Genomic DNA, 12,258 nt, shown 5'->3' with positions numbered 1-12,258 from the left:
GGTCTTGCCGTCAAATCGTGCTTGCAGGCGGGTCTTGCCGTCAAATCTTGCTTGCGGGTGGGCCCTGCAGGCAAATCTTGCAGTCAGGTCTTGAAGGCGCAGTCTGCAGCCGGATGCCGCAGCTTGATGTAGCAGCAGCGCCGGCAGTCGGGCACTGCCCGCGTCCTATCACGGACGTCTCCCGGCCGGGGCCGCGGGCGCGGGGCCGGGATCGCCGTGCGGAGCGCCGCCGCGCTCCCGGAGACGGCCTGGCGGCCGTTCCGGGACGACGTGGGCGGGGCGATCAGCGATAGACGCCGGGCACCGTCAGGTCGGGCGCCTCGCCAAGGCCGATCCACTTGTCGTAGAGCGCCTTGTAGCGGCCGGTGCGGACCTGCTGATTGACGAACAGATTCAGGTAGTTGATGAGGCCCTGCTCGTTGCGCAGGGCGATCAGCGCGACATAGTCGATGTCGTAGGGGGCATCGCCGCCCATCATCAGGCCCTTGTACTTGCCTTCCTTCACGATCGCCGCGGCGACGGTCGAGGTGACCACGGTGGCGTCGATCTGGCCCTGCGCCAGCGCCAGGAACACGTCCGCCTGGGTCTGGTAGCCGCGGAACGTCGTGCCATCCGCCCATTTCTTGACGTCGTTATCGAGCGCGATCGCCTCGAAGGTACCGGAGACCGAGCCGGTCTTCTTGCCCTTCAGGCTGGCGTAATCCTTGATCCCCAGGCCTTCCTTGGTGAGAACCACCATCTTGAAGGCGAAATAGGGAATGGTGAAGCCGGCGGTCTTGGCCCGCTCCAGCGTGTCGGAGGTCGAGGCGACGCCGACATCGACGCGGCCCGAGACCAGTGCGGGAATGCGGTCGGGGAACGGCGTCTCGACGATCTCCGCCTTCACGCCGAGCACCTTGGCGAGGTCGTTGCAGTAGTCGACATCAAAGCCGATCGGCTCGTTATTGGCGTCGCGCGACCCCATGGGCGGGAAGTCGAGCACGACGGCACAGCGCAGCGTGCCGGAGGCGATGATGTCGTCGAGCTTGTCCGCCTGCGCGGGCATGGCGGCGGCGAGCGTCAGCGCCGCAGCGGCCAGAATGCCGAATCCCTTAGCCATAACGGCTCTCCTCTGAAGGAAGTTGTTTCTCTGTTAGTGGCCGTCGGCGTCGGAAGTGCAGGCGCCGCCCGGCGACGAAGGGAGCTTCCAATTTTTGGATCCAAGTTTCAATATCCTTTTTTCAATATCCGTGCGAATTTGCCTCGAGATGCTCGGGCTCTGGCGTCGCGGGCAGTGAAACGGCAGGGTGCGCAACGAGTTCGTCGGCAGCGAATCGGCAGTGAAGCCGGTCGTCCGGGCCAGTCGGGAGGTGGGAAGATGAAGGTTAGGGCAACGGACATCGCGCAGATGGCGTCCGCCTCGGACGTCATCTTCGACGCGCTGCGCGAGGCGATCGCCAAGGGGGACATCTCCGAAGGCCAGACGCTGCGGCAGGATCACATTGCTCGCATGTTCAATGTCAGCCGGATTCCCGTGCGCGAGGCGCTGACCCGGTTGGAAGAACAGGGACTGGTGTCGACGCAGCGCTACCGCGGCGCCGTCGTCACCACCTTGTCGGCCGAGGAGATTCGCGAGATCTTCGAGTTCCGCGCGCTGCTGGAGCCGGAAGTGCTGCGCTATTCGGTCGAGCGCATTTCCGAGGAGGGGCTGGAGAACGCCAAGCGCTTCGCCCACGCCTTCTCGACCGAGACCGATTCCTCGCACTGGGGCGAGTTGAACCGGCGTTTCCACTACAGTCTCTATGAGGCGTCAGGGCGGCCCTATTACCTGCAGACCATCAGCGCCGCACTCGACCGGGTCGACCGTTATCTGCGGGCCCAGCTTGTGCTGACCGACGGCATGGCGCGGGCGCGGCGCGAGCACGAGGGCATCCTGCTCGCCTGCATCCGTCGCGATGCCGAGGAGGCGGCGCGTCTCACCCGGGAGCATATTCTCGGCGCCAGCGTCTCGCTGATCGACTTCCTGCAGCGCACGCGACCGGCGAACGACGTCGGCTCGCCGCGGAGCTGACCGTCGCACGTCGTCGGCCGGCCCTGGCCGACCGCGGGATACAAGGTGAAATGATCCGGAAACATTGAGACCTAAGCCGGCAATCTGCATGGGCGATACTGTGAATGTCCGGTCGGCGGGCCGAGCCCCTTGCCCCCATCTTGCCGCAACGTTCGTCGGCCGGGCGCCCCTAAGGGCGGATGATGGAGTGGGACGAGAAAGTCCCATCCATATATTGACGTCCATCAGTCTCCAAGCCACCATAGCTAGTAGTCACGGTGCCCCCGAATCGCGAGAGGGGGGGGCTAAGAGGGAAGCCGGTGCGATACCGGCGCTGCCCCCGCAACTGTAAGCGGCGAGCCCGCGTCCATTCAGCGTCACTGGGGCGAAAGCTCCGGGAAGGCCGGACAAAGGCGTTTGACCCGCGAGCCAGGAGACCTGCCGCGACTGCGATAACGTCCTCGGGCGGGGTGCCCCGGAGGAACGCTGTGGTGTGTGCCGCCGGGTGTCCGGCGTCCACGCGCCGCGCCGTTTCCGCTCGGCCCCTTCCCCATGCAACGGGGTTTGCAGCCGATGTCTCCCAGTCTCGAAACCGAACGCCCGGTGGTCCGGGTTCCCGCGTCGCATGCGCCATCGGCGTCCGCCGATCCCGCGACGCCCGGCTATCAGGTCATCCGCCGCAATGGCGGCGTGACCCCTTTCGACGCCTCGAAGATCGCCGTGGCCTTGACCAAGGCGTTTCTTGCCGTGGAGGGATCGAGCGCGGCCGCCTCGCGCCGCGTCCACGACGTCGTGGCGGGCCTGACGGAGCAGATCGTCGCCGGACTGACGCGCCGGGCGGATGCCGGGCGAACCTTCCACATTGAGGACATACAGGACCAGGTGGAACTCGCTTTGATGCGCAGCGAACACCACAAGGTGGCGCGCGCCTATGTGCTCTATCGCGAGGAGCGGGCGCGGGAGAGGGCGGCGGCGGAGGTCGCGCCCCTGCAGACGCCATCGCTCTCCATGACGACGGCGGATGGCGCGCGGGCGCCGCTCGACGCCGCCCGGCTGGAGGCGGTGGTGCGCGAGGCGACCGACGGGCTCGCCGACGTGTCGCCCGAGGCGATCCTGAGCGAGACCCGCCGCAACCTCTATGACGGCATCAGCGTCGACGAACTGGCGCTGGCGCCGATCCTCGCGGCGCGCACGTTGATCGAGCGTGAGCCGAACTACGCCAAGGTTTCCGCCCGGCTGCTGGGTGACAATCTGCGCCGCGAGGCGCTCAGCTTCATAGACGGCAGACCGGCGCAGGCGACGCAAGGAGAGATGGGCGAGCGCTATCCCGACTATTTCCGCGCCTATGTGACGCGGGGCATCGCCGAGGAACTGATCGACCCGGAGCTCGGCCGCTTCGACCTCGACCGGCTGGCAGCGGCGCTGCTTCCCGAGCGCGACCTGCTGTTCGACTATCTCGGCCTGCAGACGCTCTATGACCGCTATTTCCTGCACGCGCGCGGCACCCGCTTCGAGCTGCCGCAGGCCTTCTTCATGCGCGTCGCCATGGGGCTCGCCCTGCGCGAGGTCGACCGCGAGGCGCGGGCGATCGAGTTCTACCGTCTGCTGTCCTCCTTCGACTTCATGGCTTCGACGCCGACCCTGTTCAATGCCGGCACGCTGCGCCCGCAGCTCTCCTCCTGCTTCCTGACCACCGTGCCGGACGACCTCGACGGCATCTTCAAATCGATCAAGGACAATGCCCTGCTGGCCAAATATTCCGGCGGCCTCGGCAATGACTGGACGCGGGTCCGCGGCCTCGGCGCCCACATCAAGGGCACCAATGGCGAGAGCCAGGGCGTGGTGCCGTTCCTGAAGGTGGCCAACGACACCGCCATCGCGGTGAACCAGGGCGGCAAGCGCAAGGGCGCGGTCTGCGCCTATCTCGAGACCTGGCACGTCGACATCGAGGAATTCCTCGACCTCCGAAAGAACACCGGCGACGACCGCCGGCGCACCCACGACATGAACACCGCCAACTGGGTGCCGGACCTGTTCCTGCAGCGGGTCGAGGCCGACGGGCCGTGGACGCTGTTCTCGCCGGACGAGGCGCCGGATCTGCACGATCTCACCGGTTCCGCCTTCAAGGCGGCCTATGAGACCTATGAGGCGAAGGCCGCGCGCGGCGAGATGAAGGTGTCGAAGCAGCTGCGTGCGGTCGACCTGTGGCGGCGCATGCTGACCCTGCTGTTCGAGACGGGACACCCATGGATCACCTTCAAGGATCCCTGCAACATCCGCTCGCCGCAGCAGCATGCCGGCGTGGTGCACTCGTCCAACCTGTGCACCGAGATCACGCTGAACACGAGCGCCGACGAGGTGGCGGTGTGCAATCTCGGCTCGGTGAATCTTCTCGCCCATGTCACGGCGGACGGGCTCGACCAGAAGCGGCTCGCGTGCACGGTGACGACGGCGATGCGCATGCTCGACAACGTCATCGACATCAATTTCTACACCATTCCCGAGGCGCGGCGCTCGAATCTGCGCCACCGTCCGGTCGGGCTCGGCATCATGGGCTTCCAGGACGCACTGCAGGCGCTGCGCATCCCCTATGCCTCGGAAGATGCCGTGCGCTTCGCCGACGAGAGCATGGAGGCGGTGAGCTTCCACGCGATTTCCGCCTCCTGCGACCTCGCCGCCGAGCGCGGGCGCTATCCCTCCTTCGAGGGCTCGCTGTGGTCGAAGGGTGTCCTTCCCATCGATAGCCTCGAATTGCTGAGCGCCGCGCGCGGCGGGCTCGACCTCGACCGTTCCGCAACGCTCGACTGGGAGGCCCTGCGTGCGCGGGTGACGACCACAGGTCTGCGCAACTCCAACACCATGGCCATCGCGCCGACGGCGACGATCTCCAACATCTGCGGCGTGTCGCAGTCGATCGAGCCGGCCTACCAGAACCTCTTCGTCAAATCGAACATGTCCGGCGACTTCACCGTGGTGAACGCCGCACTGGTGCGCGACCTGAAGGCGCGTGGCCTGTGGGACGAGGTGATGGTTTCCGACCTCAAATATTACGACGGCAGCGTCGGCTCCATCGACCGCATCCCGGACGACCTCAAGGCGCTCTACGCCACGGCCTTCGAGATCGAGCCGTCCTGGCTGATCGAGGCGGCGGCGCGCCGGCAGAAATGGATCGACCAGGCGCAGTCGCTCAACCTCTATGTCGCCAACCCCTCGGGCCGCAGGCTCGACGAGACCTATCGGCTGGCGTGGAAGCGCGGCCTGAAGACCACCTATTATCTGCGCTCGCGCTCGGCGACCCATGTCGAGAAATCGACGCTGAAGGGCACCGACGGCAAGCTCAATGCGGTGTCGGCCGTTTTCGCGGCTGCCCCCATCAACCTGCCGGAGACCGCCTTCGGTCCGACCTGCGCCATCGACGATCCCGACTGCGAAGCCTGCCAGTGAGCGGAAACGAAGGAGACATGACCATGCTCGACTGGTCCGACACCAAGCCCGCCCCTGCCCCGATCCATCCCGCCTTCGCCCCGCCCGCCGTCGACGCGACCGGCCTCGGCGCCATCGAGCGCGGCGCCGCGCGCGTCACGGTGGACGCGAAGCGGATGATCAATGCCCGCGCCGACGTGAACCAGCTTCTGCCGCTCAAGTACAAATGGGCGTGGGAGAAATACCTCTCCGGCTGCAACAATCACTGGATGCCGACCGAGGTCTCCATGCAGGCCGACATCGCGCTGTGGAAGTCGCGCGACGGGCTCACTGAAGACGAGCGGCGCATGATCAAGCGCAATCTCGGCTTCTTCGCCGCCTCGGAATCGCTGGTGGCCAACAACATCGTGCTGGCGATCTACCGCCACCTCACCAATCCGGAATGCCGGCAGTACCTGCTACGCCAGGCCTTCGAGGAGGCGGTTCACACCCACACCTTCCAGTACATCGTCGAAAGCCTCGGCCTCGACGAGGGCGAACTGTTCAACATGTACCGCGAGGTGCCCTCGATCACCGACAAGGCGGCGTGGGCGCTGAAGCACACGCAGAGCCTCGACGATCCCGCCTTCGCCACCGGCACACCGGAGGCGGACCAGCAGTTCCTGCGCGACCTCGTCGCCTTCTACGTCGTGTTCGAGGGTATGTGGTTCTACACCGGCTTCGCGCAGATCCTGTCGCTCGGCCGGCGCAACAAGATGGTCGGCATCGCCGAGCAGTACCAGTACATCCTGCGCGACGAGAGCATCCACCTGAATTTCGGCATCGACGTGATCAACCAGATCAAGGCGGAGAATCCGCATCTGTGGACGCCCGCCTTCCAGGACGAGGTACGCTCCATGCTGAAGGATGCTGCCGAGCTGGAAGCCGCCTATGGGCGGGACACCATGCCGCGCGGCTTCCTCGGGCTGAACGCGGCGCTGTGCGAGCAATACATGCACGTCATCGCCAACCGCCGCTGCGCCCAGCTCGGGCTCGCCCCTGTCTTCGCCGAGGCCGAGAATCCTTTCCCCTGGATGAGCGAGGCGATGGACCTCAAGAAGGAGAAGAACTTCTTCGAGACCCGCGTCATCGAGTACCAGAACGGCGGCGCGCTGGCGTGGGACTGAGTGCGCGGCCGGCGGCGCCTCGGCGCCGCCGGCCCTCACCTCACGCCGGCACGTGCTCCCATTGCGGGAACGGGTCGGGCAGGTGCCGGAACGGCGCGGGATCGAACAGGGTCGGCTTGAGCGGGCCGACGAGGCAGGCGTCGAGCGCGGCGCGGATCGCCGCCTCGTCCATGTTCACACCGATGAAGACGAGTTCCTGCCGGCGGTCACCATAGCCCGGCGTCCAGTGCTGGCGTAGCCAGCTCCGCCAGTCCGGCTGCGTCGGCCAGTGCTCGGTCGGGATCGCCGCCCACCACTGGCCGATGGAGCCGGTGCGGCAGATGGCGCCGGCCAGCGACATCTCCCCGACCCGGCGCGGGCGGGTGGCCAGCCAGAACAGCCCCTTGGCACGGACGAGGCCGGGCCAGGTCTTGGCCAGAAAGGCGTTGAATCTCTCGGGATGGAACGGACGGCGGGCGCGGTAGACGAAGCTGGAGACGCCGTATTCCTCGGTTTCCGGCACATGGTCCTTGAAGCCGTTCAGCTCCTTGAACCAGGTCGGATGTTCATGGGCGGCCTCGAAATCGAAGCGGCCGGTGCCGAGAATGTCCTTCAGCGGCACATTGGCGTGGTCGGCCTCGATGATCAGCGCGTCGGGGTTGAGCGCCTTCACGACTGCGCGCACGTCGTTGCGGCGGGCGGGCGCGACGTCGGAGACCTTGTTGAGCACGACGACATCAGCGAACTCGATCTGGTCGGTGAGCAGGTCGACCAGCGTGCGGCTGTCCTCCTCGCCGGCCACCTCGCCACGGTCGCGCAGGAAGTCGCGGGAACCGAAATCCTTCAAGAGGTTCGCGGCATCCACCACCGTCACCATGGTATCGAGCCGGGCGACGTCCGACAGCGAGAAGCCGTCCTCGTCGCGGAACTCGAAAGTGGCGGCGACGGGCAGCGGCTCGGCGATGCCGGTGGATTCGATCAGCAGGTAGTCGAAGCGCCCTTCGCCGGCGAGGCGCTTGACCTCGGCGAGGAGGTCGTCGCGCAGGGTGCAGCAGATGCAGCCATTGGTCATTTCGACCAGCTTTTCCTCGGTCTGCGAGAGGTTCGCCCCGCCCGAGCGGACCAGCTCGGCGTCGATGTTCACCTCCGACATATCGTTGACGATCACCGCCACGCGCAACCCCTCGCGATTGGCCAGCACATGGTTGAGCAGGGTGGTCTTGCCCGCACCGAGAAAGCCGGAAAGCACCGTTGCCGGAAGGCGTGTGTCGGACATCTGTGCGCGCTCCATTCGTTAAATGATACAATATATCATTTGCACGGTGCGGCCTGCCGGATCAAGTCCGGCGTGAGGAAGGGGCGTCCGGGCGGAGCCCCTTCCCCTGTTCAGCGCGCGATGGCGACCGGCCGATGGTCCGGATCGACCGCCACCATGACGAAGGCGCCGGTGCCGCAGAGCCGGCGCGCGCCGGTGGCGATGTCTTCCGACCACAGCCGGGCCTCGACGGTCATCGAGCTGCGGCCGGTCTCGGCGCGCCAGGCGTCGACCTCGGCCACCTCGCCGGGGCGGAGCGGGCTCACGAAGTCGACGCGCCGCGAGGAGGCCATCACCACCGCCCGGCGCGCGTGCCGCGTCGCCACCACGAAGGCGGCCTTGGCCATCATGGCGAGCGCGCTGCCGCCATAGAGGCTGCCGTAATGGTTGGTCTGCTCCGGCATCACGAGATCCGCCATGCGCAACCCGCCCTCGCCCGGCAGGTCCTGCGCGGGACGCTGCGGCAAGGCGCCCGGCGTGCCGACGGCTACCATGTTGAAGACACCGCATGTGCAGCGCCGCCGCTCGCCGGTCAGCGCAGCTTCCGCGATCATCTCGACCTCGACGCCGAGCGAGCGCCGCCCGACCCGCATCACCCGCCCGGTCAGCTCGACGATCTCGCCCAGATGCGCCGGCGCGACGAAGTCGATGCGCTCACAGGAGGCGGTGACGACGTCGCATCGAGCGTGCCGGGCCGCCGCGATGAAGGCGACACGGTCCATATGGGCGAGGCCGGCACCCCCGAACAGGGTGCCGTGATGGTTGGTGGCGCCGGGGAAGACGATGTCGACGAGACGCGTCACTCCCTGGCTTGTCTCGCCGCTCATTCGGCAGCCTGCGCGAGCTTTTCACGCAGGCGATGCGCCGCCGCGACCATGTTCGCGAGGGCAGGGCGCACCTCTTCCCACCTGCGCGTCTTCAGCCCGCAATCGGGATTGACCCAGATCTGCTCCGGCGCCAGGCGCTGCGTCGCCCTGACCAGCAGATCGGCCATCTCCTCGACCGGCGGCACGCGGGGCGAGTGGATGTCGTAGACGCCGGGGCCGATCTCGTTGGGGTAGCGGTAGGACACGAAGGCGTCGAGCAGCTCCATCTTCGAGCGCGAAGTCTCGATGGAGATGACGTCCGCGTCCATCGCGGCGATGGCGGCGATGATGTCGTTGAACTCCGAGTAGCACATATGGGTGTGGATCTGCGTCGCGTCCCTCACCCCCGAGGCACAGAGGCGGAAGCTCTCCACCGCCCAGTCGAGATAGGCGTCCCACGCGGCGCGGCGCAGCGGTAGCCCCTCGCGGATCGCCGCCTCGTCGATCTGGATCATCGCCGCGCCGGCCGCCTCCAGGTCCTGCACCTCGTCGCGGATGGCGAGGGCAATCTGCCGGCAGACCGTGCTGCGGGGCAGGTCGTCGCGCACGAAGGACCAGTTGAGGATGGTGACGGGACCGGTGAGCATGCCCTTGAGCGGCCGGTCGGTGCAGCCCTGCGCATAGCGCCACCATTCCACGGTCATCGGCTCGGGGCGGGAGACGTCGCCGAACAGGATCGGCGGGCGGACATAGCGCGAGCCGTAGCTCTGCACCCAGCCATGCCGGGTGAAGGCGAAGCCGGACAGTTTCTCGCCGAAATACTGCACCATGTCGTTGCGTTCGAACTCGCCATGGACGAGCACGTCGAGGCCGATCTCCTCCTGCCAGCGGATCGTCTTTGCCGTCTCCTGCCTGAGGAAGACGTCATAGGCGTCGTCGCTCAGCTCCCCCTTGCCATGGGCGGCCCGCGCCTTGCGCACCTCGCTCGTCTGCGGGAAGGAGCCGATCGTCGTGGTCGGGTAGGGCGGCAGGCCGAGGCGCTTGCGCTGCACGTCGGCGCGCGCGGCGAACGGGCTGACGCGGCGCGCCTGCGCGGGCGTGACCGCGGCCAGCCGTGTGGCCACGGCGGCGTTGTGCACCTTGGGCGAGGCTTGGCGCGCATAAGCTGCGGCGCCCGATTCCATCAGCTTGCCGAGCACTACTTCGCGCCCGCCGGCAAGGGCGGTGGCGAGCGTCGACAGTTCCTCCATCTTCTGCACGGCGAAGGCCAGCCAACTCTTCACATCCGGGTCGAGCTGCGTCTCCTGCGCGAGGTCGATCGGCACATGCAGCAGCGAGCAGGAGGGGGCAATCTCGATGTGATCGGTACCGCGCTTGCGCACGAACGGCTCCAGCGCGTCGAGCAGCTTCGGTAGGTCGGCGCGCCAGACATTGCGTCCGTCGATGACGCCGAGCGAGAGCACCAGGCCGGGCCGTGCCTTCTCCGACACCTCGCGCAGCTGGTCGGCTCCGCGCACGAGATCGAGATGCAGCCCGGCAACGGGCAGCGACAGGGCGGTGTCGCGATTGTCGCCGAGCCGGCCGAAGTAGCTGGTGAGCATGATCTTCAGCTTCGGCAGAGCGTGGGCGAAAAAGCCATAGGCCTCGCGCAGCGCCGCGCGCGTCGCCTCGTCCAGATCGAGCACGAGGCAGGGTTCGTCGATCTGCACCCATTCCGCGCCGTTGGCGGAAAGCCGGCGCAGCAGCTCGACATAGACGGGGAGCAACTCGCCGATCAGCGTGAGCGGATCGAGGCCCGGCTCCTTCGCCTTGCCGAGCTTGAGGAAGGTGACGGGGCCGAGCAGTACCGGGCGCGTCTCATAGCCGAGCGCCCTAGCTTCGCGATACTCGTCGATGGGCTTGGTCGAGGCGAGGGTGAAGCGCTGTCCGCGCGCGAATTCCGGCACCATGTAGTGGTAATTGGTGTCGAACCACTTGGTCATCTCCAGCGCCGGGACACCGGAGCCGTGGGAGTGTCCGCAGGCCGCGTGGGCGTCGCCCTCGCTGCCGCGCGCCATGGCGAAATAGGTGTCGAGCGATACCGGCCCGCCGCCCCAGCCATAGGCGTCCGGGATCGCACCGACCATCACGGCGGTATCGAGCACATGGTCGTAGAGCGAGAAGTCGTTGGACGGGATGTTGGTGACGCCGAGCGCCTTCTGCCGCGCCCAGTTGGCGACACGCAGGCGCGCGGCGGCGTCGAGCAGCGCCTGCGCGTCGCTCTTGCCGGACCAGTAGCTTTCCAGTGCGGTCTTCAGCTCGCGGCGCGGACCGATGCGCGGCGTGCCGAGGGTGGAAACCGGCACCGAGCCGGCGGAATAAGGGAAGTTCATTCGGCTAACCCCAATCAGAATTGGGGGCAAAGGCCGAGCGGACGCAGGCGCACCCACCGGCGCGAGGCACCGGCGGACGCGCGAACGCACCACCGGGACACCCCGCCCAGGGACGATTATGTTGCCGGGGCAGGTCTCCTGGCTCGCGGGTCGCCGTCTTCGTCCGGCCTTCCCGAGACGTGACGCCTCAGTGACGTGCCGTCTCAGTGACGCTGAATGGACGAAGACTCGCCGCTCACAGTTGCGGGGGCAGCTCCGGCATCACCCGCCCTGGAGGGGCAATGGCTCACCGGATTCCCTCTTAGCTCCGGCGCCCATACGAAAGACGCCGAAGAACCTCGACACGATGAAAATGTGCCGGAAGGTCCGTGCTGTCAAGCAAGATATAAAGACATGTTTATATTGTAATGTTCTATTGGGCGATGAGGCCGGATAGGGAAGGACCGCGCCTCGCGCGTTCCGGCCGGTCAGGAATCCACCGCCACGCCTTCGGGTCCGGCAGCGGTGTCCGGCCGTCCTTGCGGCCAGCGTCGCAGCGCCTCGTGCCCAGCTTCGGTGAGGGCGTAGACGCCGCGCTCGGCGCGGACGAACCAGCCATAGACGTTGCCGAGCAGGATCTTTCCCGCATCCGGTGCGACGGCGCGCAGGTCGCGCGGGCGCTTGGGACCCGAGGCCATGGCGGCGGCGCAGGCGAGCGCCTGCTGGCGGTACGCGGTCATCAGCGGCACGCGCGAACTGCCGCCCACCGCCGGGTCGCCGAACCGCCGCTTATGCTCCTCCACCAGCCTCGATCGGCGGCGCGGGTCCTTGCGCGGCATGGGCGAGACCGGGCTGACGAGGATCGTCACCTCGCCGGCCTGCGAGACCGTGAGCATGCCGAAACCCAGTCGGCGGCAGAGATTGCGGAAGCGCGTATCGCTCTCTCGGCCGCCCCCGCGCAGCGAGGCGCGTGCCGCCAGCCATACCTCGTCGCAGGCGCCGGCACGATCGACGGCTTGAAGGACCAGCTCCAGATTGAAGCTGAGCTTCATCTCGCCGATGACGACGATCGGCGTGTTGTCGGCCGAGAGCGCAAGCAGGTCGCAGCCGCCGATTTCGCCTTTGACGGTGAAGCCGAGGCCCTCGATGAACCGTTTGACCGGCAGGTAAAGCGACGTCTCCAGGATAG

Annotated in this window: 8 protein-coding genes and 2 riboswitches; of the genes, 3 read left to right on the top strand and 5 right to left on the bottom strand. The window is 67.1% G+C overall.

Translation table 11 applies throughout. The features are described from left to right. Window positions 1-283 precede the first annotated feature (283 nt). The gene (locus tag AC1PZ7_RS22305; RefSeq protein ID WP_482357365.1) at window positions 284-1,099 is read right to left on the bottom strand and encodes an ABC transporter substrate-binding protein; all 816 of its coding nucleotides are present in this window, start codon (window positions 1,097-1,099) and stop codon (window positions 284-286) included. Window positions 1,100-1,357: 258 nt separating this feature from the next. Here AC1PZ7_RS22305 and AC1PZ7_RS22300 point away from each other — a divergent pair, with 258 nt between their 5' ends. The 3 genes from AC1PZ7_RS22300 (at window position 1,358) to AC1PZ7_RS22290 (ending at window position 6,618) form a co-directional block, all read left to right on the top strand. Continuing rightward, on the top strand, window positions 1,358-2,050 hold the full coding sequence (locus tag AC1PZ7_RS22300; protein ID WP_482357364.1) for a GntR family transcriptional regulator: 693 nt from the start codon (window positions 1,358-1,360) through the stop codon (window positions 2,048-2,050). A 238-nt stretch (window positions 2,051-2,288) separates the two neighbouring features. After that, a riboswitch (cobalamin riboswitch) is annotated at window positions 2,289-2,489 on the top strand. A 113-nt stretch (window positions 2,490-2,602) separates the two neighbouring features. Beyond that, complete coding sequence (locus tag AC1PZ7_RS22295) at window positions 2,603-5,473, top strand: ribonucleoside-diphosphate reductase subunit alpha (RefSeq protein ID WP_482357363.1); 2,871 nt, start codon at window positions 2,603-2,605, stop codon at window positions 5,471-5,473. A gap of 23 nt (window positions 5,474-5,496) precedes the next feature. Continuing rightward, the gene (locus AC1PZ7_RS22290; protein ID WP_482359704.1) at window positions 5,497-6,618 is read left to right on the top strand and encodes a ribonucleotide-diphosphate reductase subunit beta; all 1,122 of its coding nucleotides are present in this window, start codon (window positions 5,497-5,499) and stop codon (window positions 6,616-6,618) included. Window positions 6,619-6,658: 40 nt separating this feature from the next. Here AC1PZ7_RS22290 and zigA read toward each other — a convergent pair whose 3' ends face one another. The 4 genes from zigA to AC1PZ7_RS22270 form a co-directional block, all read right to left on the bottom strand. Further along, complete coding sequence (gene zigA / locus AC1PZ7_RS22285; RefSeq protein ID WP_482357362.1) at window positions 6,659-7,873, bottom strand: zinc metallochaperone GTPase ZigA; 1,215 nt, start codon at window positions 7,871-7,873, stop codon at window positions 6,659-6,661. A gap of 110 nt (window positions 7,874-7,983) precedes the next feature. Continuing rightward, the gene (locus AC1PZ7_RS22280) at window positions 7,984-8,739 is read right to left on the bottom strand and encodes an acyl-CoA thioesterase (protein WP_482357361.1); all 756 of its coding nucleotides are present in this window, start codon (window positions 8,737-8,739) and stop codon (window positions 7,984-7,986) included. After that, a complete protein-coding gene (gene metE / locus AC1PZ7_RS22275; RefSeq protein ID WP_482357360.1) occupies window positions 8,736-11,090 on the bottom strand; it encodes a 5-methyltetrahydropteroyltriglutamate--homocysteine S-methyltransferase in 2,355 nt (784 codons plus the stop codon). The genes AC1PZ7_RS22280 and metE overlap by 4 nt, the downstream gene beginning before the upstream one ends. A gap of 111 nt (window positions 11,091-11,201) precedes the next feature. Further along, a riboswitch (cobalamin riboswitch) is annotated at window positions 11,202-11,446 on the bottom strand. Between the two features lie 111 nt (window positions 11,447-11,557). Then, window positions 11,558-12,253, bottom strand: a complete 696-nt coding sequence (locus AC1PZ7_RS22270) for a DUF2161 domain-containing phosphodiesterase (protein WP_482359703.1) — start codon at window positions 12,251-12,253, stop codon at window positions 11,558-11,560. Between the last annotated feature and the right edge of the window lie 5 nt (window positions 12,254-12,258).

Source organism: Ancylobacter sp. TW_SC_1 (assembly GCF_056836805.1).
This window is presented reverse-complemented; position numbering and strand designations above follow the sequence as displayed.